This window comes from Poseidonibacter lekithochrous, assembly GCF_018861145.1.
Taxonomy (GTDB): Bacteria; Campylobacterota; Campylobacteria; order Campylobacterales; family Arcobacteraceae; genus Poseidonibacter; species Poseidonibacter lekithochrous_A.
On record NZ_JAHKQT010000041.1, the window covers coordinates 52,441 to 74,104 of the forward strand.

At 28.4% G+C, this 21,664-nt stretch carries 25 protein-coding genes, 1 pseudogene and 2 riboswitches; of the genes and pseudogenes, 10 read left to right on the forward strand and 16 right to left on the reverse strand.

The window, feature by feature from the left end; genetic code table 11:
* Positions 1–16: 16 nt before the first annotated feature.
* Positions 17–472: a hypothetical protein gene (locus KO488_RS13735; RefSeq protein ID WP_216059382.1), complete on the reverse strand. Its 456-nt coding sequence runs from the start codon at positions 470–472 to the stop codon at positions 17–19.
* On the opposite strand from KO488_RS13735, the gene KO488_RS15535 reads away from it, so the two are divergent.
* From KO488_RS15535 to KO488_RS13750, 3 genes and pseudogenes are all read left to right on the forward strand, one after another.
* Positions 426–671, forward strand: a complete 246-nt coding sequence (locus tag KO488_RS15535; RefSeq protein WP_368500038.1) for a PepSY domain-containing protein — start codon at positions 426–428, stop codon at positions 669–671. The two genes, KO488_RS13735 and KO488_RS15535, sit on opposite strands and share 47 nt — an antisense overlap.
* Positions 611–1,639: pseudogene (locus KO488_RS13745) on the forward strand (PepSY domain-containing protein); the annotation flags it as partial. The gene KO488_RS15535 and the pseudogene KO488_RS13745, both read left to right, overlap by 61 nt.
* Positions 1,632–2,066 carry a hypothetical protein gene (locus KO488_RS13750; RefSeq protein ID WP_216059384.1) on the forward strand — a complete coding sequence of 145 codons (435 nt, stop codon included), beginning with the start codon at positions 1,632–1,634 and terminating at the stop codon, positions 2,064–2,066. The pseudogene KO488_RS13745 and the gene KO488_RS13750, both read left to right, overlap by 8 nt.
* A gap of 101 nt (positions 2,067–2,167) precedes the next feature.
* Here KO488_RS13750 and KO488_RS13755 read toward each other — a convergent pair whose 3' ends face one another.
* The 13 genes from KO488_RS13755 to KO488_RS13815 form a co-directional block, all read right to left on the reverse strand.
* Complete coding sequence (locus tag KO488_RS13755) at positions 2,168–2,557, reverse strand: hypothetical protein (RefSeq protein WP_216059385.1); 390 nt, start codon at positions 2,555–2,557, stop codon at positions 2,168–2,170.
* A 1-nt stretch (position 2,558) separates the two neighbouring features.
* Complete coding sequence (gene atzF / locus KO488_RS13760; RefSeq protein WP_216059386.1) at positions 2,559–3,887, reverse strand: allophanate hydrolase; 1,329 nt, start codon at positions 3,885–3,887, stop codon at positions 2,559–2,561.
* A complete protein-coding gene (gene uca, locus KO488_RS13765; protein ID WP_216059387.1) occupies positions 3,884–7,480 on the reverse strand; it encodes an urea carboxylase in 3,597 nt (1,198 codons plus the stop codon). Before uca ends, atzF begins: the two co-directional genes overlap by 4 nt.
* 89 nt (positions 7,481–7,569) lie before the next feature.
* Positions 7,570–8,352, reverse strand: coding sequence for an N-acyl homoserine lactonase family protein (locus KO488_RS13770; protein ID WP_216059388.1), 783 nt, complete (start codon positions 8,350–8,352; stop codon positions 7,570–7,572).
* A 26-nt stretch (positions 8,353–8,378) separates the two neighbouring features.
* Positions 8,379–8,999 carry an urea amidolyase associated protein UAAP2 gene (locus tag KO488_RS13775; protein ID WP_216059389.1) on the reverse strand — a complete coding sequence of 207 codons (621 nt, stop codon included), beginning with the start codon at positions 8,997–8,999 and terminating at the stop codon, positions 8,379–8,381.
* A gap of 10 nt (positions 9,000–9,009) precedes the next feature.
* Complete coding sequence (locus KO488_RS13780; protein WP_216059390.1) at positions 9,010–9,726, reverse strand: urea amidolyase associated protein UAAP1; 717 nt, start codon at positions 9,724–9,726, stop codon at positions 9,010–9,012.
* Positions 9,716–10,456 carry an ABC transporter ATP-binding protein gene (locus tag KO488_RS13785; protein WP_216059391.1) on the reverse strand — a complete coding sequence of 247 codons (741 nt, stop codon included), beginning with the start codon at positions 10,454–10,456 and terminating at the stop codon, positions 9,716–9,718. The genes KO488_RS13780 and KO488_RS13785 overlap by 11 nt, the downstream gene beginning before the upstream one ends.
* Before the next feature lie 2 nt (positions 10,457–10,458).
* Positions 10,459–11,271 (reverse strand): ABC transporter permease, encoded by an 813-nt coding sequence (locus tag KO488_RS13790; protein ID WP_216059392.1) that lies wholly within the window; start codon positions 11,269–11,271, stop codon positions 10,459–10,461.
* An 18-nt stretch (positions 11,272–11,289) separates the two neighbouring features.
* On the reverse strand, positions 11,290–12,369 hold the full coding sequence (locus KO488_RS13795) for a putative urea ABC transporter substrate-binding protein (protein ID WP_216059393.1): 1,080 nt from the start codon (positions 12,367–12,369) through the stop codon (positions 11,290–11,292).
* A gap of 42 nt (positions 12,370–12,411) precedes the next feature.
* A riboswitch (guanidine-I (ykkC/yxkD leader) is annotated at positions 12,412–12,509 on the reverse strand.
* A 224-nt stretch (positions 12,510–12,733) separates the two neighbouring features.
* The gene (locus tag KO488_RS13800) at positions 12,734–13,051 is read right to left on the reverse strand and encodes a DMT family transporter (RefSeq protein WP_216059394.1); all 318 of its coding nucleotides are present in this window, start codon (positions 13,049–13,051) and stop codon (positions 12,734–12,736) included.
* Positions 13,052–13,103: 52 nt separating this feature from the next.
* On the reverse strand, positions 13,104–14,132 hold the full coding sequence (locus tag KO488_RS13805) for an isopenicillin N synthase family dioxygenase (protein ID WP_216059395.1): 1,029 nt from the start codon (positions 14,130–14,132) through the stop codon (positions 13,104–13,106).
* Positions 14,133–14,149: 17 nt separating this feature from the next.
* Complete coding sequence (locus tag KO488_RS13810; RefSeq protein ID WP_216059396.1) at positions 14,150–15,097, reverse strand: hypothetical protein; 948 nt, start codon at positions 15,095–15,097, stop codon at positions 14,150–14,152.
* 29 nt (positions 15,098–15,126) lie between these two features.
* On the reverse strand, positions 15,127–16,206 hold the full coding sequence (locus KO488_RS13815; RefSeq protein WP_216059397.1) for a putative urea ABC transporter substrate-binding protein: 1,080 nt from the start codon (positions 16,204–16,206) through the stop codon (positions 15,127–15,129).
* 42 nt (positions 16,207–16,248) lie between these two features.
* Positions 16,249–16,346: riboswitch (guanidine-I (ykkC/yxkD leader) on the reverse strand.
* A gap of 149 nt (positions 16,347–16,495) precedes the next feature.
* On the opposite strand from KO488_RS13815, the gene KO488_RS13820 reads away from it, so the two are divergent.
* The 4 genes from KO488_RS13820 to KO488_RS13835 all read left to right on the forward strand — a co-directional run bounded on the left by KO488_RS13820 (position 16,496) and on the right by KO488_RS13835 (position 17,680).
* Positions 16,496–16,654, forward strand: a complete 159-nt coding sequence (locus tag KO488_RS13820; protein ID WP_216059398.1) for a hypothetical protein — start codon at positions 16,496–16,498, stop codon at positions 16,652–16,654.
* A 76-nt stretch (positions 16,655–16,730) separates the two neighbouring features.
* Complete coding sequence (gene nrtS / locus KO488_RS13825; protein WP_216059399.1) at positions 16,731–17,090, forward strand: nitrate/nitrite transporter NrtS; 360 nt, start codon at positions 16,731–16,733, stop codon at positions 17,088–17,090.
* 91 nt (positions 17,091–17,181) lie between these two features.
* Complete coding sequence (locus KO488_RS13830; protein WP_216059400.1) at positions 17,182–17,577, forward strand: methyl-accepting chemotaxis protein; 396 nt, start codon at positions 17,182–17,184, stop codon at positions 17,575–17,577.
* Positions 17,534–17,680: a methyl-accepting chemotaxis protein gene (locus KO488_RS13835; protein WP_216059401.1), complete on the forward strand. Its 147-nt coding sequence runs from the start codon at positions 17,534–17,536 to the stop codon at positions 17,678–17,680. Before KO488_RS13830 ends, KO488_RS13835 begins: the two co-directional genes overlap by 44 nt.
* 27 nt (positions 17,681–17,707) lie before the next feature.
* Here KO488_RS13835 and KO488_RS13840 read toward each other — a convergent pair whose 3' ends face one another.
* On the reverse strand, positions 17,708–18,133 hold the full coding sequence (locus KO488_RS13840) for a PACE efflux transporter (protein ID WP_216059402.1): 426 nt from the start codon (positions 18,131–18,133) through the stop codon (positions 17,708–17,710).
* Positions 18,134–18,283: 150 nt separating this feature from the next.
* Between KO488_RS13840 and KO488_RS13845 the strand changes: the two genes are divergently transcribed.
* The 3 genes from KO488_RS13845 to KO488_RS13855 all read left to right on the forward strand — a co-directional run bounded on the left by KO488_RS13845 (position 18,284) and on the right by KO488_RS13855 (position 20,241).
* The gene (locus tag KO488_RS13845; RefSeq protein ID WP_216059403.1) at positions 18,284–18,769 is read left to right on the forward strand and encodes a MarR family winged helix-turn-helix transcriptional regulator; all 486 of its coding nucleotides are present in this window, start codon (positions 18,284–18,286) and stop codon (positions 18,767–18,769) included.
* A 342-nt stretch (positions 18,770–19,111) separates the two neighbouring features.
* Entirely contained in the window at positions 19,112–19,555 is a 444-nt protein-coding gene (locus tag KO488_RS13850; RefSeq protein ID WP_216059404.1) for an adenylyltransferase/cytidyltransferase family protein, read from the forward strand.
* A gap of 47 nt (positions 19,556–19,602) precedes the next feature.
* The gene (locus KO488_RS13855) at positions 19,603–20,241 is read left to right on the forward strand and encodes a CDP-alcohol phosphatidyltransferase family protein (protein ID WP_216059405.1); all 639 of its coding nucleotides are present in this window, start codon (positions 19,603–19,605) and stop codon (positions 20,239–20,241) included.
* A 63-nt stretch (positions 20,242–20,304) separates the two neighbouring features.
* Here KO488_RS13855 and KO488_RS13860 read toward each other — a convergent pair whose 3' ends face one another.
* Positions 20,305–21,480 carry a N(5)-(carboxyethyl)ornithine synthase gene (locus KO488_RS13860; RefSeq protein WP_216059406.1) on the reverse strand — a complete coding sequence of 392 codons (1,176 nt, stop codon included), beginning with the start codon at positions 21,478–21,480 and terminating at the stop codon, positions 20,305–20,307.
* Between the last annotated feature and the right edge of the window lie 184 nt (positions 21,481–21,664).

The following is a 21,664-nucleotide window of genomic DNA, read 5'->3' on the forward strand; positions in this document are numbered from 1 at the left end:
TTCTGTCTTCCATATCTCAAATAGATTTCACCCAAGTAAAAGCAGGATTTACAAAATCTTTAAGATTTTCTTTTGAATTTACTAAATGATATATAGGTTCTTTATCTGCTATTTCAATAATTTCTTTTGCGCTAAGAAGACCTGTTTGGGGATAGTTAGAACTTGACATTTTACTCAAGCAATATTTATCGTTATATGCATTATCATTAATATTATATAAAGGTTTATTAGCAAATTTCTCATAATCTGAATTTACCCAGATAAGATTTATTTTCCCTCTATGGTCTTTATTAGATAATTCAAAACTTTTTTGTAAATCATTTTTTATATCTTCTTCTAAATTTATATGTTTATTTTTAAATACATTAGGTTTACATTCTATTACCACTGTTTCGTGGATATCATCTATATCTTTTGAATATAAAATGCTTGATAGTACTTCTGATACTTCATTGTTAAGTAACTTTTTCAATGACTTACATATAAGAAGAAATATTCCTAAAATTGGACAATTATTAATGGGAATTGCATCAATTCTAATTATATTTTTAACTATAAGTGGAGTAATTTTATATTTAAATAAACATAAAAAAACAATACAGAGTTTAATTTTAAATGGCATAGAAATCTATCTTTACTTTTATTACCCTATATTATTGTTTTTTCATTAACAGGAGCAGTACTTGGTTTTATGTTATCTTCTGCTTCTGCATTTGCTTATGTTGCTACAAATACTGAAAGTTCAGAATTAAGACCACTTGTAGGACCTATTATTTTCCCTAGTGAAAGAATTCCTAAAAAAAGTACTGAGTTTAAAAACTTTCAAAACATAGACACTCTTATAGAAAAAGCAAAAATAATCATGCCCCATCTTGAAGTTACAAATATAAAGCTTCTTCAATGGAATGATAAAAATGCACAAATAAAAATAGAGGGTTTTTTAAAAAACAATAGAATGCTAACAGGAAGAATTAATAGAGTTCATGTTCTTTTAAATCCTATTTCAGGAGAATTAATAGATAAAAAAGATCTAAGTAGTTCACACCTTGCAAATAAAACTTTATCTGCTTTTTACTTTTTTCATTTTATACCAGATGAAACTTTATTTGTAAGAATAATATACTTAATACTTTCTCTTGCTTTTATTGCATCTTTAGCACTTGGTTTTCTTATAATAACTAATAAAAAAGCTATAAAAAATAAAGATAATAGAAACTATTTTAATTTCACTGGAAGGTTTTCTATTGCTATTATGTTTGGAATCATTCCATCATCAGCACTTATATTAGTTTTATATTGGGGAATACCTACTGAATTATTTCAAAGAACTATATGGATTAAAGGTATTTTTTACTCTTTTTGGGCCTTTACCTTACTTCTTAGCGTTTATTATGATGATATACTAGACATATTAAAAAGTCTTGCCTTATTTACATCTATATTTTTATTCTCTGCTGTAATATCACATATTATGGCTACTAGTGTTTATATTGCAAAACTAATCAAAGCAGATTCTATTCATAGTGTTTTATATTTTGATTTAACCTTATTACTCTTAAGTATAGTTTTTTTCTTATTTTATAAATATTCACACAAAATTACATTTTTAACAAAATACTCAAGGAGATATCATGCTTAGTAAAAAAATAGTTTTCTTTATTCTAATAACCTTTTTTTCTACTTTATATGCTCACCAAATACCTGGTATATCAGTAGATGTAACAAAACTTGAAAATGATAAGATTAATATAAAAGCTTTTTTCAAACGTTCAAAGAAACCTCTTACAGGAAATGAAGTTCGATTAATTTCAATGTTTGATAATAGAGTATTAAAAAAAGGAATACTAACTTATCAAGGAATAGCTTTAGATATACCTAAAGAGTCATATTGGATTTATGTAATAGTAAGAGATAATGATATTGTTGTAGAAGGAATAGCTCCTGAAAAAGGGTTTGACAAAACTGTAAAAAAAGAAGAAACAGCAGTTTTATATACAGCACTAATAAGTGTATTTTTTATTCTAACAGCATTTTTTATAGGGTATAAAAGAAGTAAAATAAAATAGTAGTATTTAAAGAAGAAATTAGAAATTAAGACATTTCTTGTGTTTTCATATTCTAATACTTCTTTAATATTTTAGTTTTTGACTTTATATATTTATTCTTTTTAAGAAATAAAGTTTCTCCAAGATTTCATTTCTGTAATTTCTTTTGCATTTTTTATATAATCACTTTCACATAAAAAACCATAAACAATACTTTCATCTTCTAAATAAACTGTTCCTATACCTAAAGGTGATTGTATCTGTTTCATAAATTTTCCAAAGTTCTCTATAGGCATTGACCATATTTCTACATCTATTTGACCTTTACTTGAATTATCATAAATCATTCCTGGACGAATTGGAGTTTTATTTTCTAGTACAAAAAGTCTATAACCTTGTTTTGTTTTAGTTTGTTTTACAAAAGTTGCATCTAAATCTGTAAGTTGCCAGTTAAGTGATAGTCCACTCATATGAGCACCACAAACTCCTATTAGTATTTCATTTTCCTTCAAATTAAACTCCTAAATATTTTGAAGAATAAGATAACAATTTTTCTTCTTCAAATGCATCAGCAACAATTGTTACACCAAAAGGAAGGCCATTGTCTCTAAATCCAGCAGGTACTGCAATAGCTGATAAGTCAAGTAAGTTCATATAGTTTGTGTAGTATCCAAGATTAGTATTTAATTGTATTGGGTCATTATTTACTTCATCAATTTTATATATAGTTCCAGTTGTTGGTGTTAATAAAAAGTCAAAATCTGTAAATATTTTATTTACATATTTCCTATTTTTCTTTAAAGTATATTCAGACTCAAAGTAGTTTATAGCATCAATTTTATTTCCACCACTAATAATTGCTCTTACCGTTTTTTCTACAACTTGGGGTGTTTTTGTTATAGTATCTTTTATAGCTATATATCTTTCCGTTACCCAAGGTCCACTATAAAGTAAATTTGCACTTTCATTAAATGGCTCATAATCAATCTCTATAGCTTTTCCACCCAGAGATTCAAATTTTTTAATTGCATAAAAAAATAGTTGTTTAGCTTGTTCATCTCCAAAGAATTTCAACTGCGATTTTTGAGGTATTGCAAAAGTAAATTCATTTTTAGCTTTTTTTGTTGTTGCTGTATATTCACGACTATAAATATCTTCTTCATCATATTTATTTACGATTTCAAATACAGACTCTATATCATCTAAATCTTTAGCAAAAACTGTAACACAATCTAAACTTCTACAAGCAGGTACTACTCCACTTGTACTAACAACACCTTTTGTAGCTTTAAGTCCAATTAGATTATTAAAAGCAGCAGGAACACGACCTGATCCAGCTGTATCAGTTCCAAGTGAAAAAGAAACCATATCAAGTGCAACACTTACAGCACTTCCAGAACTTGAACCCCCTGAGATATACTCAGGATTAATAGAGTTTTTACACTCACCATAAGGACTTCTAGTACCAACGAGTCCTGTTGCAAATTGGTCTAGATTTGTTTTCCCAATAGGAATAGCACCAGCTTCTATAAGTTTTGATACAACAAAAGCAGAATCTTTTGGAGTATATTTATACTCTTTACATCCTGCTGTTGTAGGGATATTTTCTAAATCTATATTATCTTTAATAGCAAAAGGGATACCATAAAGTGGTAACTCTTTAGGGTCTTTTGTTTCTAAGTTTTTAATATAAGCTTCTAACTCTTTATCACTTAAAGTATATATCCAAATATTGTGATTTTTTGTTTCTTTTATTTTATTTTTAATAGATGATAAAACATCTTGTATTGTTATTGTTTTATTAATATAATTTTCTCTTAAACTATCAATATTTAAATTCATTTCTCATCCTTTTTTAATACAACTAAAACATTACCACTTTCAATATTATCACCCTCTTTATAAAGAATTTGCGATACAACGCCAGATACCTCTGTTTCGATTTCTACTTCCATTTTCATAGATTCTAAAATAACTAATACCTCTCCAGCTTTTACTTTATCTCCAACTTTTACTTCTATTTTCCAAATATTCCCAGACATAATAGATTCAATAGCTTCTTCATCATCTGCTAATATTAGTTCATCTTTATCTTCAACTGCTACAACTTTTGTATCAAAACTATCTAGACCTTTTTCTTTCCACATTAATCTTTCAGTTTCAAAAGCATTAGCTCTTTTTGTTTGGAAAATATTTGATTTCTCTTCATTAGCTTTTAAAAACTCTTTATACTCTTTTAATTTAAAAGTTTTATCTTCGATTGTCAAAGGAAATTTTCCATATAAAAACTTTTCTCTAATGTCATGTAATTCATCTGTTGTTACAGGATAAAATTTCACTTGATCAAAAAATCTTAAAAGCCATGGATTTGTAAACTCTTTTGTTTGTCTATAGGTATTCCACATTTGTAAAGTTCTACCAAATAATTGATACCCACCTGGTCCTTCCATACCATACACACACATATAAGCACCACCAATACCAACTGAGTTTTGAGCTGTCCATGTCCTTGCAGGATTATATTTTGTTGTTACTACTCTATGTGATGGATTAAGTGGAGTGGCAACAGGAGCTCCTAAATAAACATCTCCTAATCCCATTACTAAATAATCTGCATCAAATACTATATTTTTAACTTCATCTTTATTTTGAAGTCCATTAATTCTTTTAATAAAATCAATATTTGAAGGACACCAAGGTGCATTTGGTCGAACTCCTTGTTGATACTTATCTATCGCAATTTGAATTGATGGGTCATTCCATGAAAGTGGCAGCCAAACAGTTCTTGAATCAACTTCTAAGTTCTCAATGTCTTTTAAAGAGCTTACTGCTTTTTTTACTAGATTTAAGATAGTATTTCTACTTACAATATTTGTATTAAAATGAATTTGTAAACTTCTAATTCCAGGTGTTAAATCTACAATACCACTTAAGTTTTTTTCTTCAATATAAGTCATTAATGCATGGATAAAGAATCTTAGTTCAATATCAAGTTTTAATTCACCTGCTTCTATTAAAATAAACTCATTCCCAGCTGCTCTAATAGCTATATCGATATCTAGTTCATCATATTTAAAAGTTTCAATAATTGGAGTTGCTTTATTTGCATCAAAATCAATACTATAATCATCTAGTTTTGGTAAAACTGTATTATTTTCAATTGCTGTTTCACAAGCTTTTGTCATTAAATCTGCATTTTCTAAACTTACAGCTTTAAATTTGATGGTATCTCCAGCTTTTAACTGTCCGATTTTATATAACTCACACGAAATAATTGTAGCAGGACATACAAAACCACCAAGACTTGGACCATCAGGACCTAAAATCACAGGCATATCTCCTGTAAAATCGATAGACCCAAAAGCATAGGCATTATCATGAATATTTGAAGGATGTAATCCGGCATCTCCACCATCACTTCTAGCCCATTTCGGAGCAGGACCAATTAATCTTACACCTGTTCTACTTGAATTAAAGTGTACTTCCCAAGAAGCATTAAAGAACTCTTCTATATCATCTTTTGTAAAGAAATCAGGACTTCCATGTGGTCCATAAACCACACCTATCTCCCACTCTTTATTTAATGTAGGAACTTCACAAAGTTCTTTAAACTCTTCTTCTTTAAAAGGGCTAAAACTTAAAACATCTCCAGCTTTTAAAGCTCGACCAGCATGACCACCAAACTCTCCAAGTGTAAAAGTAGAAGAACTACCAAGATACTTTGCAGTATCAAATCCACCTTGGATTGCTAAATAAGTTCTATTTCCATCTCCTATTACTTTTTTAAATTCTAAAGTATCACCTAGGTTTACTTTTATAGCTTTAAAACTTTCTATCTCTTCCCCATTTAGTTTTGCAGCCATATTAGCTCCACCAATCGCAATAACACTATCTTGTCTAAACTTATAAGTTGCCCCAATAAATGTCATCTCTATAAAAGAAGCATCCTCTTTATTATTTAAAAGTTTATTTAAAAGTCTTGGTGTTAAGTTATCCATAGCTCCTGATGGTGGAATTCCAACATTCCAAAATCCTTGACGGGCAGGATAATCTTGAATTGTTGTTAATGTTCCAGATTTGATAACATCAACTTTACATGGATTGTAAGAAAAAGTATCAAGAACTTTTGTATAAAAGAGTGCTTTTGTGAAAAAATCTTCTTTTGCTATAGCACTAAGATATGAAAGGTTCGATTCAATACCATAAATCTTACTTTCCTCTAGTGCTTTTTGAAGTTTTAAAACATTTTCTTCTCTTGTAGGGCTTACAGTAATTAGTTTTAATAAAAGTGGGTCATAAAAGGGACTTACTTCACATCCATCTTCTATCCAAGTATCACATCTTGTATTACTTGGCAATTGCACTTTTGTAATAATTCCAGTACTTGGTTGGAAGTTTTTTCCTCCATCTTCTGCATAAACTCTTACTTCAATTGCATGACCTTTTGGAGCGTGCTTATAATCTAATAGTGGTTTATTATCTCCAGCTGCAATTCTTATCATCCACTCAACTAAATCAACTCCACAAACTTCTTCAGTAATACCGTGTTCAACTTGTAGTCTTGTATTTACTTCAAGAAAATAAAACTTATCTGTTTTTGTATCATAGATATATTCTACGGTTCCAGCACTTTTATAATCAACCGCCTTTGCTAATTTATAAGAAGCTTCAAATAATTGTTCTCGTAATTCATCTGTAATATTTGGAGCGGGAGTTTCTTCAATAACTTTTTGATTTCTTCTTTGTATTGAACAATCTCGCTCCCCTAAAGTTTTTATATTTCCTAAACCGTCACCAAATATTTGTACTTCAATATGACGCGCTGTTTGAATATATTTTTCTAAAAAAACTCCATTATTACTAAAGTTTGCACCAGCTAGTTTAATAACTCCATCATAAGCATCAACTAATTCTTGTTCAGTAAAACATAGTTTCATACCGATTCCACCCCCACCAGCTGTACTTTTTAACATTACTGGGTATGTGATATTCTTTGCAGTAGCTTTTGCTTCTTCTATATTTGAAAGGAGTTCACTTCCTTCTAATAAAGGAACATCATTATCTTTTGCTATTTGGCGAGCCGTATGCTTTAATCCAAAATCTTCAATATGCTTTGAATTTGGACCTATAAAAACAATGCCATTATCTTCACAAGCTTGAACAAAATTAACATTTTCACTTAAGAATCCATATCCTGGATGTATTGCATCCACATTATATTCTTTACAAATTTTTATAATCTTTTTATAATCAAGATATGTTTCATCAAGTGATGTTCCATTCAAGGCAACTGTAATATCTGAATTCATTACAAAAGAGGCATGTTTATCTGCTTCACTATAAATAGTTACAGATTCAATTTCCATCTTTTTTAAAGTTTTTATGATTCTATTTGCTATTTCTGCACGATTAGCAATTAAAACTCTTTTAAACATTTTTTATCCTTATTAATTAAATTTGGGCCGTCCCAAATGTGTAATCTTATAAGTCGTCTTATAAGATAGTAAATACCTATTTTTTAATTTTATGATAGGTACTTTGGAAAACAATTTTTAGATTCAAAAAATGACATATCATGGTTTGGCCATATTTCAGCACCTGTTTCTAAAGCTAATTTCTTTAATTTCTTAATACTTTGTATTGCCATAGATTCATCATTTTTCCAACAAAGTCCAGGAGCAATTTCTTTTTCAATATTTTCACTTAAATCAGCCGCATCACCTGCTAATAAAATAGGTTTACCTTTTGGTAATTCAATTAATAAAGACATATGTCCAGCTGTATGACCTGGCGTTTCTATGGCTCGTACTCCTGATATTAGATCATAATCGCTATCAAATACTTTCCAATTATATGAACCCATAAAATCTTCTTTAAAATATGCTTCATCAGATAAAGCTTTTGCAGCTTCTAACTCTTTTTTATGTACATGAATTTCTGCGTTACATACTTCACAAAGTCCTCCTGCATGATCAAAATGTAAATGACTACAAATCACAATATCAATATCTTTACTTTGAAGTCCAAGTTGAGATAAACGATTAGGTAGATGTTGTTCCTTTGTCATAGAAGGAGGACCAAAAGGAAAACCATCATGCTCATAAAAATTCTTACGTTTTTCAATATCTTTTATCTTTTTATAATCACAACCAACATCATATAAAATACGACCATTTTTTGTCTCGATTAAATAAGCTAATATCGGTGCCTCAATAATTACTCCATGTCCAATATTACGCGTTGAAAGTGTTTTTTCATAACGATGTGTTCCTGTTAAAATTGGCCAAAATTTCTTTACTTGAGTCATTATATTTCCTTCTAAAATATTTTGTTCTATTTATCCCAAATCATTAATTGAATTGGTGTTGGGTTATAGCCATTACAAGGATTGTTAAGTTGAGGACAATTTGAAATTAATACTAAAGTATCCATAAGTGCAACCATTTCAACATAATCACCTTTTCCTGATATTCCATCTACAATTGCTAAATGTCCATCTTCTTCAACAGGTACATTCATAAAAAAGTTAATATTATTTGTAATATCTTTTGGATTCATTTCTAATTCACCAATTAGAGTTAAATAATTGTCTCTACAAGAGTGCATATATCTTTTATCTAAACCAAATCTAACAGAATTACTCTCAGCACTACAATGTCCACCTAAAGTATCGTGATTTCCACATGTATCTTCAACTATTTCCATTAATACATTATCATCACTAGATATTAATTTAGTACCTGTTGTAATAAAAATACTTCCTTGTTCTCTTATAGTATCAGTTGGACTGTATCTTTCACTAAAGTTATTATTATTATAAAAAAGTGTATCAACAGCTTGACAACCTTCTAAATCCACTATTCTAAATCTTTGACCTTTTTTAACAACTCCAGACCATGGAAGACCTGATAAAATTTTTTCATTATAAATTATATTTTCAATATTTTTTGACATCTTTTAATCCTTACGCAAAGTATCTATTTGTATTTTGAAAGCCTCTTTTAGCTTCATCAGAAAAGTTCACATAATCTTCATCTTTATAATCCACACTATCAAAGATTGTAATTTCTACATCACTTGGATTATAAGTTCCTTTATCCATTGAATGAGGAGTATTTGATAAAACAAGAAGCACATCCATATGAGCTGTTAATTCAATAACATCATCTTTTTTTGCACATCTTGGATTTAATTCTAATCTTGAACCTTCTTTTACATCCACTTTTCTAAATAAGTTTAAAGCGGGAATCATATCTTTTTTACCCATTCCATATTTACCAATTTCTATTAAAAAGTTTTCTCTATCTGATTTAAAATATCCATTTCTACAGCTTTCATAAGTTGCATCACCTTCAAAGTTTTCTTTAACAATTCGAGGATTACTAATACCACCTAAAATATCAAATAACCCATCCGTTGTATCTTCTGTAATAGCAAATAAAACTCTTCCCATTTCAGAAAGTAAAACTTTATCTTTTCCTAAAAAAGCATTCCATTGAACTTTTACTGTATCTGCACTATTAAATCTCTCTGCAACATTTGAAGAGTTATAAAACATTGCACTCAAACTTGAATTATCAGCTAAAGCTTTTAGTTGAATTGTTTGTCCTCTTTTTATTCTTTTTGACCATTTTACACTTGAATATAAAATTTCATTTAATACTATTTTTTCACTTCTCATTATTTTTTCCTTTTTTACTTGCATCAATATCATTTATAATTGTTGACCCAAATCTATTTGGGTAATCTTTATCTGTTTTTACTTTATCAAATACTAAAACTCTAGTACCTAATTTAAATGCCTCACTAATATCATGAGTCACCATTACAACTCCAAAATTTAGTTTTGCATGAATATCTAAAAGTAATTCATGCATATCCTTACTAATTCCTGGATCTAAAGCTCCAAAAGGTTCATCTAGTAATAAAAGTTTTGGTTCTTTTACTAATGACTGTGCAATAGATAACCTTTGTTTCATTCCACCACTTAATTCATGAGGATATTTAGTACTAGAATCATCTAGACCAACTGCTTTTAAAATTTCATGTGCTTTTACATAAGCTTCTTTTTTTTCTTTTCCAAAAAGTTTTCCAAAGAATTTAGATTTTTCAAATTCTAATCCAATTACAACATTGTCAATTACATTTAAATGACTTAATGTAGAATATCTTTGAAATACAATTCCTCTTTCATCACTTGGTTCTTGAGGATAATCATTTCCTTCAAAAAACAATTCACCTTTTGTTGGATTTTCTACTCCTAAAAGCATTCTTAAAAATGTAGTTTTACCACAACCTGAAGGTCCAACAAGAGTACAGAACTCCCCTTCTTTCATCGTAAAATTAACATTTTCTAAAATGATATCTTCACCATAAATTTTCCAAATATTTTTTGCTTTTACTAAACTCATCTTTACTCCTTACCAAACCAAGGAAATAATCTTTGATTGAATTGTCTTAAAATATAATCAATTACAAATGCTAAAAATGTAATCCATAATACATAAGGTAAAATCACATCCATTGCAAGATAACGTCTTACTAAGAATATTCGATAACCTAAACCTTCAGTTGCTGCAATTGCTTCTGCTGAGATTAAGAAAATCCAAGCTGTTCCTAAAGTAAGTCTCATTGAATCTATAAGTCTTGGTAAAATTTGAGGTGTTATAACCCTAGTAATTATCTGCCAAGTATTTGCACCTAATGTTTGTACTTTAATAATTTGCTCACTTGGTATTTCTTTTACTCTTTGATAAATTTCTCTTGTTATAATAGGAGCAACACCTAAGATAATAAGTACAACTTTTGAAACTTCTCCTAGGCCAAAAACAATAAATAAAATTGGTAACATTGCCATCGTTGGAATAAGTGAAATAAACCATATCAAAGGAGATAAAGTTGATGTCATAAATGGAATAATTCCAATAGCAATACCTACACATAAAGCAAATACAGCACTAATAACTACACCCATAGCAAGTCTTTTTAAACTTGATATTGTGTCATTTAGGAGGATATATTCACCACTTCTTTTACTTGGTTCAAAAGCCATCTTACTCATAGAATGTATACTCTTTTCTATTGAAGGTAAAAGTTTATCATTAGGGTTTTGTGCTAATCTATCAGTAGAACTACTAACATAAAGTATTACAATCAATAAAAAAGGTAATAATCCTAGAAATAAATTTATTGGTTTTGATGGGACTTGGTTAATTAATCTTTTCATGTTCAATCCTTATTCTAGTTATAATTTACCTTCTACGGCCATCTTTACATATGTGTCATCAAATCTTAATTTTATATTTTTTTTATTTCCAATTACTTTTCCATTTGGAAACTGCATACCAACAAAACCGTAATCATTTGCACCTTCTCCATATAAACCATGGTCAAATGAAAATTTAGCTACAAACTCCATAGTTTCTATAAGTTTTTTTGAATTTATAAACTCTATTGCTGTCTCAGGTTTATAATACATATTTGTAGTACTAAGTTGATTTTCATATCCATTTAAATCAGTTCCAGATGCATTCCCCATGATAGTTTTGAGTTCTTTTGCTTTAGTAGTATTTCCATTCATAAGAGACATCATTTCATACCATGCTCCAACTAGAGCTTTAGCAAATGCTGGATTATCTTCTAATGTTTCTGTCGGTACAAATAGAAAAGCTAACAATTCTTCTGGCATTTTTGAACTATCATACAAAATATTTGTATTTGGCATAGCTAAAATATCATTCACCATTGGCTTCCATGTTACAACTGTTGAAATCTGAGGTGTCGTATATGCTGAAACTATATCGGCATCACTTGTATTTACTATAGAAATATCTCTCTCAGACATTCCACTATTTTCTAAAGCTCTAGCTAAGAAATAATGAGAAATTGAAAGTTCAATAAGATTTAATTTTGTACCTTTTAAATCCTGCATAGTTTTTGCATCTTTTGAAATAATCATGTCATTACCATTTGAATAATCTGTTACTATTAAAGCAGTAGAGTCTACACCGCCAACAGCCGGAATACTTAAAGCATCAGTATTTGCCATTGTACAAGCATCAAATCCACCAGCTGTGTATTGATTTATAGCTTCAACATAATCATTGACTTGAACTACATCAATATTGATGCCATATTTCTTCGCCCATTTATCAATAATCTTTTCTGAATCTATTGTATACCATGGCATCCAACCTGCATAAATACTCCATGCAACTTTAAAATCTTTTTTTGTTTCTGCATATAGAGAACTTGAAGTTAATCCCAATATTAGAACAGGCAAGGACAGTAGTTTTGTAAGTTTTGTGAATATAGATGATTTCATCTTATTTCTCCTAAATAGAATTTGAAACACATAGAGGTATTAACCTCCCGGGCTTTTATCCCTCCGTGTAACTCTATCTAAGAGTCGGTTGCTCTCGGACCAGACATCTTTAAAAGACCGGAACCCTAGCTACCTAGTAGTTTATTTAAGTGAGGCTAATGCCTCTAGTATGTTTTCTTGATAATATTGTAATATAAATAAGTATTGATGTAAACACTATTTTTGTATATTTTTTATACAATGTTGTATTTTACTTTTAATAGTTACTGTTAGTACAAGTAACAAAGATTAGAGTTATCTTTGTTACTGTGTTGTTTTTATAAAAATTTGAATATTTATTTTGAGATAAAGTAAGAGTAAAAATTTATTTTAATCCAATAATACCAATAATAATCAGAATAATAGAAAATATTTTTATCCAAGACATTTCCAAACTAAAAAAAGAATATTCTATAGCGGTAACACAAATAATTGAAATTCCAGTCCATGCAGCATATGCAATACTAGTTGGAAGAACTTTCATTACTTTTGCGAGGATATAAAAAATTAGAACAGTTAAAATTATAACCATTATTGTAGGTATTACTTTAGTAAATCCTTCACTTAATTTAAGACTTACAGCCCACAAAGCTTCTAGTAAACCAGCAAAAGATAAAAAAATCCATGCTGTAATAATTGACATTTAATTGTCCCCCCTATTTTTATTTATAAAAGTACTTAAATACAATCATTTCTTACTTATATTTAAACTCTCCGAAATGCGCTATGTCTTTAGAACCATCTGGTAAAGTAATTTCTCCATTTTTTAATTTATCTTTTAAATATTTAAATGTATTAATAGTTTGAGCATAAAGATGATCACCACAAGAAAGCTGTTCATATTTTTTATCTTTAAATCGTGGCTGCACACCTTCTAAAGGTTTTATAATAGTTTCATAATCACAACTAAAGAATAAAGGAAATGAGTATCTCTCTTCTGTAACTTTTCTTACTCTATGAGAGGTCGCTATTAAATTTCCATTACTTAAAACTTCTAGCATATCACCGATATTTATTACAAATGCATCCTCAATTAAAGGAGCATCAATCCATTCTCCAGCTCCATTTAAAACTTCAAGACCTGGTGCAGTTGGTAATAGTATTGTAAAACATTCATAATCAGTATGTGCCCCTATTCCCTGTTGAGTACTCTGCTCATCATGATTAGCAGGATAATGTAGAAGCCTTAATTGACTAGGAGGATTAGTAATAAATTTATCAAAACTGTTTTCATCTATATTTAAAGCCATTGCAAAACCTCTTAATAAAACTTTTCCAAGAGCTAATATCTCAGAATAGTAATCTTTTACAAATAGTTTAAACTTTTCATTTTCAGGCCATTGATTTGCACCAACAAGAGGATGAATTTGTTTACCTTCAGTAAAGTCAATATTTACATCATACCCTTCTTTTTTATCTTTTTTACCTCCGTAAAATATCTCTTCACCTTCAGGAACATATCCACTATGATTTGATGAATTTCCAATATAGTCTTTCATTTTTTTATCATAATCTTGAGCAAAATATTCTTTTGCTATATTTTTTAAATTATTAATTTTAACAGGATCAATATTATGTCCTTTAATATATAAGAAACCAACATCTCTTGCAGCTTTTCCTAACTCTTTTGCTACTAGTTTTCTTTGTTCATAATCTTCTGAAAAAAGACCATTAATATCTACTATAGGTAAACTTTTAAAATCTGTTTGTGCTGTTGTTGTCATTATTTATCCTCTCTTTTTTATTTTAATATTTCTAAATGTCTGTTTAATGTTCTTTTTTCTTGTTCAAACCAAGCTTTAGCTTCATCAGTTGTATTAGTTTGTGTTGCAAAATCAAATTCTAAATCTATAAAATCTATAGTGTAAACTCGTTTATACATTTGATGATGATCTGTAAATGTTTGTATAATTTGATTATTTTTTTCATCGTATTCATAACCATCTAATAGAAATAACTCTTTGTCATTTCTATTTGGACTTGTAGATAAATATATTGTATAACCACTCTCTAAATCACCTTTTGCAACTGATGTTTCAAATTTTAATATTTCTTCTTTTTCTTTAATAATAGTATTTTCATCAAGAAGTATCTCTTCTAAAGATTTTTCTTGATTCTGAAAACTTTCATCGACTTTTGGTTCTCTACCTAAACAAATAGCAGCAAATTCTGCACTAATAATTAGACCTCCACCTTTTCTTGTTACCATATTTGTAGTTAGATTAGTTTCCTCAACCAACTCTAATCCTATTAATGGACCTTTTTTGTGATTTTGAAGTCTCCAATCTTCCACATATACATCACTAGGAGAAAACTCTAACATACAATTTCCAACTTTTTTTAAAAATGCTGGTTCCGGCCATTTATTATGATTGAGATATGAAACACCTCCTGACCAGGATAGCTTTTCTCCATCATATATTGAATCAGCAACCCATCCTTCATAGTTTGCAACTTCATCTAAGTCACGAATTGAGTATTTATTTACATCTTTATTTTTAACCGGATTTTTAGGTAATCTTAAATCAATAGTGAAGTTTTTACTTTGTATCCAACATACATCTGTAGTATTATCACTCTGACCATTAAAAAAAGATATTGTTCTTCTTTTAAAATATCCCATCATCCAATTTGGTACACCACCATTATCTTTATTACCAATTTTTTCTATCAAATCTTTTATTTTCATATTATAATCCTATATTTTTATTCATTTAATTAAAGTGAACTTTCAGCTGCCATTTTCATATATGTATCATCAAATCTTAATTTGATATTACCTTTATCACCGATTGTTTTTCCATTTGGAAATTCTATTCCAACAAAATTCTCATCACTAGCTCCATCACCATATAAACCATGGTCAAAACTAAATTTTGAAATAAACTTCATTGTTTTTATAATTTCAGGACTTTGAACAAATTCTACAGCTTTTTTTGCATCATAATACATATGAGTTGTTTTTAATTGATCATTAAATCCTGCTAAATCTGTACCACTATTCATAGCCATAAAAGTTTTATATTTTTTTGATTTTTCACTATTACTCGTCATAATCCCCATCATTTCATACCAAGCACCTACCATTGCTTTACCAAAATTAGGATTATCTTTTAAAGTTTGAGTATTTACAACCAACATATCCATTATCTCACCTGGAATTTTACTACTATCATAAATATTTTTTGCATTGTCCATTTTCATTATTTCACTAACTTGTGGTTTCCATGCAACAACATTTTGAACATCAGCAGTTGTATATGCAGATACAATATCCGCATCACTTGTATTTACAATTGAAATATCTCTTTCACTTAGACCATTTTTTTCTAAAGTTCTAGCTAAGAAATAATGAGAAACAGAAAGTTCAAGAAGGTTAAGAGTTGAGCCTTTTAAATCTTTCACATCATTTGCAGTTTTAGAAATAATTACATCATTTCCATTTGAGTAATCCCCCATAATTAAAACAGTTGAATCAACTCCACTTGCAGCTGGAATACTTAATGCATCAATATTAACCATAGCTGCACCATCAAATTGCCCTGCTGAGTATTGATTAATTGATTCAATATAATCGTTAATTTGAACAAGATCAATATTAATTCCATATTTAGTAGCCCATTTATCAATAATTTTTTCTGAAGCTATTACATCCCAAGGCATCCAACCAACATAAATACTCCATGCAACTTTAAAGTCTTTTTTTGTTTCAGCATGAAGAGAACTTGTAGTTAATCCTAGTGTAAGAACAGACAGTGACAGCACTTTAGTAAATTTTGTAAAAATAGATGATTTCATCAGATTTCTCCTAAATAGAATTTGAAACACATAGAGGTATTAACCTCCCGGGCTTTTATCCCTCCGTGTAACTCTATTTAAGAGTCGGTTGCTCTTGGACCAGACATCTTTAAAAGACCGGAACCCTAGCTACCTTTGTAGTTTATTTAAATGAGGTAAATACCTCTAATATGTTTTCATTAGATTAAGTATATAAAAAATAGTGAATAATTTAAATAGATAGATAGTATATAAAATAGACAATTTAAATGTTTATTTAAATTTAATAAAAAAAGTTGTTATAAGAAAAGTGGGATTTGACTATAAAAATAATAGAATTATTAAAGATCCTAGGAGAAACACAAAAAATAAAAAAGCTCAAATCATTCAAGAAAGACTATCTAGCTCAATATTATTTGGAATGGGTTCTTATATTGTTGTAGATGAAGCACTTGAAATAAATCGATAAATCAACTATTATATCCTACACACTTACTAAATAATTTAATGATACAATTAAATTAGTTATAAAAACAGGATATATTTTGAATAAACTACAATTAATAATTTCTATTGCTTCTAGAAAATCCCTATTAATAAAAGCTATAAAGATTGCTTTGATTGTTGGAATTATTTTAAATCTAATTAATCAAGGCGATAAGATATTTATCTTAGCTTTTGAAAAAATAAACTATTATAAATTTTTTCTAACATTTATTGTTCCTTTTAGTGTATCCATGTATACAGCTATCACAATGAAATTAAGTTTTCATGTTGGAGAAAAAGCATTTCAAGATACAGTTTTAAAATGTAAAAACTGCAATAACTATTTAGAAATCAAAAAAAATGAAACAATACCATTTTGTGATATGTGTAATGAAAAAACACAATGGAAAATAAGTTAACCTAAGGATAAAATGGCAATAGAAGAAATAGACTCTACAGAACTATACTAATTAAGACAAAAAGCAGAAATTTTTGATAAATTAAATTTAAATGAATGTAAATAGTGCTTCTAAAACAAGACTATCAGAGGTTGAAAATATTGAACAATTAGTAAATACTTTTATTAATCACTCAAATGAGATACAAACTATGTCTGATGCTTCTTTAGATTCTTCAAAATTAGCATCCAAAGAGAATACAAGTGTTATAACCTTAGTTCAAGAGTTATTTGATTTAATAAATAATATGTCAAGTGCTATAGATGAATTCTCTCATACAATCGAAGAATTAAATGAAAAAAATAGCTTAATTACAGATTTAGTAAAAGAGAATGATAAAATTTCTATGCAAACAAATCTATTAGCTATAAATGCGACAATTGAAGCTTCTAAAGCAAAAGAGTTTGGAAAAAGAGTTTGGAAGAGGATTTGCTATTGTTGCTACTGAAGTTAAAAAATTGGCTGCTTCATCAAAAGAGTCAACATTAAATATTGGAAATGAAATTAATAATATCAAACAAATGACAAATTTATTAACAAATAAAGAGTAGTTGATACTTTCCCTACTCTTTAAAAGATTATTTATTTAAACTTTCAATAGATATAAAATACAATCTTGCTCTATCATAAATATAATTGTAAATAATAGTAAAAATCAAAACAAATACAATAAAACCTATATCCATAATAAATGCTTCTAATAAAGCAATTTTTAGGAAATATGCAATAACTGGAATTGTAGGTAAAATTAATCCAATCTCAAAAAGTATTGCATGAATAAAACGTGTCTTAAAAGTTCTTTTTTCTCTAGCACCTATTGCATATTTATCAAAAATCCAATTAAATATAAAATTCCATACTACAGCAATACTTGAAAGTAAAATAACAAGAGTTAAAACCCTAGACATAGCATGACTTGTAATATATTGAAGGACAAACGTGAAAATTATAATTAGCATAATTTCATATATAATTGCATGTATCCAACGTTCTTTAAAACTCATTTATTCTTTCCTCTTATTTGTTTGTAATCTAAACTATATTTTCTATAGTTTAATTCTTTAATAACTTTCTTAGAAAGATATTACATATTTACTTAATTTTTGCTTTCCTAGAAAGATAAATTCTAATCTTAATTATGCTATGATTTTATTATGAATATAAAACAATTTGAATCAAACTTAGAAAATGTAAAAAAATTAACTCCTCAGATATTTAAAGATACAATGCAATTATCAGTACCTTTTTTTATGCTCCATAAGAAAATATATGATGATGGTGAAGATTTAATATTAAAAGAGTTCAATATTAACCAAAGTGAACTAGACGTATTATTTTCTTTATACTATGAAGGTGGAGATGATTTTACGATGAGTCCAACACAGTTATACGACTTAATGGTATTTTCATCAGGAGGAATGACAAAACTCTTAAAAAAACTTGAAAATAAAAAATTTATAATTAGAATAGAAAATAAATTAGATAAAAGAAGTAACTTAGTTCAAATAACACAGTTAGGTATAGAAATAACATTAAAAGCTCTAAAAGATATTTTATCTTTTGAAGATGAATACTTCTCTAAGTTAAATAAAAATGAACAAACTATTTTCAAAAAACTTATTTATAAGATGTTAGATTAGAAAATTCAAATTAGTATATATTATTGTGATATACTGTATCTAGCATCATAATACTCGATCTGTATTTAACTGCGTTTTTATAATCCGTTAAAAACATATTAACCACTCATTAACTACATACAAAGCTTAGATCTACTCAAATTAACATTAACAGATTTTTGTTAAGCTTTTTCCAATACACTTTTTATCCTTAACTGATGTATTTACACTAAGGACATTACTATTCGCATATAAAAAGTAAAACAAAGAAATAAAATATTGAGAGAAACTGATTTTGAGAATATAAATTCATTTAATAAAAAATTTAAACTAGACTATAAGTCTTAATATATTGGAGAAAAAATGGTAATTTATACAGTAGGTACATTTGATTTATTACATGTTGGGCATATTGCTCTATTAGAATATTGTAAAACATTAGGAAATGTTGTGGCAGTTGGTGTTGCTTCAGATAGCGTTGTAAATTCGTATAAGCCAAATGTCCCTGTTATTGCACTAGAAGAAAGAGAAGAGATGTTAAAAGCTTTAAGTTGTGTTGATATTGTTCGTCCATATTATGAACTTGAATATGTAACAGCATGTAAAGAGTTAAATGTAGATATTTTTGTAATAGGTGGAGATTGGGGAAATAAAGCTCACAATATTGAAGTGGAAGATTATTTAAAAAAAATGGGTAAAAAAGTTGTTCAAGTAGTTTATAATCCAAGAACATCATCTACTAAAATAAAACAAAAAGTCATTGCACAATTTCATAAAGGTAGAAATATTGAAACAGCTATTATATAAGGTTCTAAAAATAAATGATATAAAACAAAAATACAATAAGGTAAATTATGACTACAGATAATAAAAAACAACCTACTATAATTTCTTTTGTGAAGGATCTTCCAAACTTATTTTCACTTGCTGGATTAGCTTGTACTTTATTAGCAATTTACTTTAGTATTCAAGGTATTTATTATGCCGCAATGATTGGAATGATTTGGGCAGTAGGTTTTGACTGGGCAGATGGTCTTGTTGCTAGAAGAATGAAAGGAAGGACAGGTACAGACAGTGCTTTTGGAGGACAACTTGATGTTTTAATAGATATAATTAGTTATGGAGTTACTCCTGCTATTCTTCTAATGAGTTATGGAAAATTTGAACCTATATTTCTACTTGGAGCTTTTATTATACTAGCTACTAGTGCTATACGTTTAAGTTATTTCTCTACTTTTGGGCTATCTAATTCAAAATATACGGGACTAGCACTTGATAACAACAGTATAATACTTGTTTTTATATTTATATTTGAAAGCTTTTTTAGTGAAGGTATATTTACAATTATTCTTTATATTAGTACGACAGTACTTGCAATATTAAATGTATCTGAAATAAAAACACCTAAACTTTCGGGAAAGCAAATTAATGTTTATATACTTGCTATTTATACTATTGCTATTACTAGTTTTTATGGATGGAAACTTTTATAAATATATCTATTTTAACTTTTATATAAAAGTAGCCATTAAAAGATATATTTAATGGCTACTTTATTATGCAATACTTTTAGAAAAGATATGTTCTTCTTTTTTAATTGAATTATGAGGATACTCTAATTCACGATTTTGAAATGATAAAATTGCATCATTTTGAATTATTCCATCTTCTATATTAATAGCTTTACTAATTGTTTCATTTTCTTGCCATGCATTTTTTCCTGCCAATACAGTTGATAAATAAACAATCAATGCACCTGATATTGAACGTGTTGCACTTTCCCAAAGGTAACTAGGAGTATGATCAACTGCGTAATAATCAATAGTTTTATATTTAATTAAAGGCTTTTTAAATGTAGTTGGTTTTGCAAAAAAGAAGCCCATTCCTTCATCACAACTTACATCAATAATAAGACTATTAGGCTTTAAAGAATAACTTTCTTCTTCTTTTATAAAATCTGTTGGATTTTGAGTATCTTGAAATATTCCATTTATAATAATATCAGATTGGCTGATTAAATCAGTTAGGGCTCTTTTTGAACCATCATGTTCTACAACCATCATACGAGCTTCATCATTTATGCCAGCTTGAATTCTTACATAATGACAATCTAATACTTCTTCTCGTACTTCACAATCTTTACGTTGAATACATATAGTTATATCTCTAAATCCATGTGCTTTTAAAGCATATATAGCTCCCCTACTTACAGCTCCAAAACCAAAAATTATAACTTTTCTTTGATTTCCATAATGTCCATCAATTCCTTTTAATTGCAAAGCATGCTTAACTGCACAATATCCAGCCATTTCATTGTTTTTATAAAAGGTATGTCGACCTTGTCTGTTATCAGACCATACAAACATATCTTCAAAAGCAATAAGTGTTTGTTTTCTATCAATTGCTATTTGTGTAATATCTCTTTGTTGAACACAATGAACATATCCCCAAAGTATCCCACCGATACGTAGTTCTTCTAAATCAGCTAAGACTGGTTTATTAATAATAACGCTACCTATTTCACTTAATAATTCATGCCTAGAGGCAATTCCTCCTGTTTGTGAAGCAATATGTTCATCTGTTATTCCAAATGGTATACCATACCCTTCTTCAAATATTAATTGTTTTCGTAGTTTTTCTGGAATTCTAGATAAATGAGCTGGATGGATAGGATATCGTTGCTCATCTTCTTTTTTTGAAGTCCCAATGACTCCAACTTTTAAATTATTCATATTTATGCCTTTTTTAAAGAGTTAATCTATTTTGTTTAATTGACGAAGTATTTTTGCCAATAGCAGAGTTTAAATTTTGAAAATTATGGGTGACACAAATCTAATGATCACCTTGAAGGACAATGAGTGTATACGTAAAAACGTTTATGTATATACTCTATCTAATACTAGCTTTAAAGAGTGT

What these genes read in the sequence shown, in the direction of transcription:
- KO488_RS15535 (WP_368500038.1), top strand. Translation starts at nt 426, where the DNA reads ATGCTTGATAGTACTTCTGATACTTCATTGTTAAGTAACTTTTTCAAT.
- KO488_RS13750 (WP_216059384.1), top strand. Translation starts at nt 1,632, where the DNA reads ATGCTTAGTAAAAAAATAGTTTTCTTTATTCTAATAACCTTTTTTTCT.
- atzF (WP_216059386.1), bottom strand. Translation starts at nt 3,887, where the DNA reads ATGAATTTAAATATTGATAGTTTAAGAGAAAATTATATTAATAAAACA.
- uca (WP_216059387.1), bottom strand. Translation starts at nt 7,480, where the DNA reads ATGTTTAAAAGAGTTTTAATTGCTAATCGTGCAGAAATAGCAAATAGA.
- KO488_RS13770 (WP_216059388.1), bottom strand. Translation starts at nt 8,352, where the DNA reads ATGACTCAAGTAAAGAAATTTTGGCCAATTTTAACAGGAACACATCGT.
- KO488_RS13775 (WP_216059389.1), bottom strand. Translation starts at nt 8,999, where the DNA reads ATGTCAAAAAATATTGAAAATATAATTTATAATGAAAAAATTTTATCA.
- KO488_RS13780 (WP_216059390.1), bottom strand. Translation starts at nt 9,726, where the DNA reads ATGAGAAGTGAAAAAATAGTATTAAATGAAATTTTATATTCAAGTGTA.
- KO488_RS13785 (WP_216059391.1), bottom strand. Translation starts at nt 10,456, where the DNA reads ATGAGTTTAGTAAAAGCAAAAAATATTTGGAAAATTTATGGTGAAGAT.
- KO488_RS13790 (WP_216059392.1), bottom strand. Translation starts at nt 11,271, where the DNA reads ATGAAAAGATTAATTAACCAAGTCCCATCAAAACCAATAAATTTATTT.
- KO488_RS13795 (WP_216059393.1), bottom strand. Translation starts at nt 12,369, where the DNA reads ATGAAATCATCTATATTCACAAAACTTACAAAACTACTGTCCTTGCCT.
- KO488_RS13800 (WP_216059394.1), bottom strand. Translation starts at nt 13,051, where the DNA reads ATGTCAATTATTACAGCATGGATTTTTTTATCTTTTGCTGGTTTACTA.
- KO488_RS13805 (WP_216059395.1), bottom strand. Translation starts at nt 14,132, where the DNA reads ATGACAACAACAGCACAAACAGATTTTAAAAGTTTACCTATAGTAGAT.
- KO488_RS13810 (WP_216059396.1), bottom strand. Translation starts at nt 15,097, where the DNA reads ATGAAAATAAAAGATTTGATAGAAAAAATTGGTAATAAAGATAATGGT.
- KO488_RS13815 (WP_216059397.1), bottom strand. Translation starts at nt 16,206, where the DNA reads ATGAAATCATCTATTTTTACAAAATTTACTAAAGTGCTGTCACTGTCT.
- KO488_RS13830 (WP_216059400.1), top strand. Translation starts at nt 17,182, where the DNA reads ATGAATGTAAATAGTGCTTCTAAAACAAGACTATCAGAGGTTGAAAAT.
- KO488_RS13840 (WP_216059402.1), bottom strand. Translation starts at nt 18,133, where the DNA reads ATGAGTTTTAAAGAACGTTGGATACATGCAATTATATATGAAATTATG.
- KO488_RS13845 (WP_216059403.1), top strand. Translation starts at nt 18,284, where the DNA reads ATGAATATAAAACAATTTGAATCAAACTTAGAAAATGTAAAAAAATTA.
- KO488_RS13850 (WP_216059404.1), top strand. Translation starts at nt 19,112, where the DNA reads ATGGTAATTTATACAGTAGGTACATTTGATTTATTACATGTTGGGCAT.
- KO488_RS13855 (WP_216059405.1), top strand. Translation starts at nt 19,603, where the DNA reads ATGACTACAGATAATAAAAAACAACCTACTATAATTTCTTTTGTGAAG.
- KO488_RS13860 (WP_216059406.1), bottom strand. Translation starts at nt 21,480, where the DNA reads ATGAATAATTTAAAAGTTGGAGTCATTGGGACTTCAAAAAAAGAAGAT.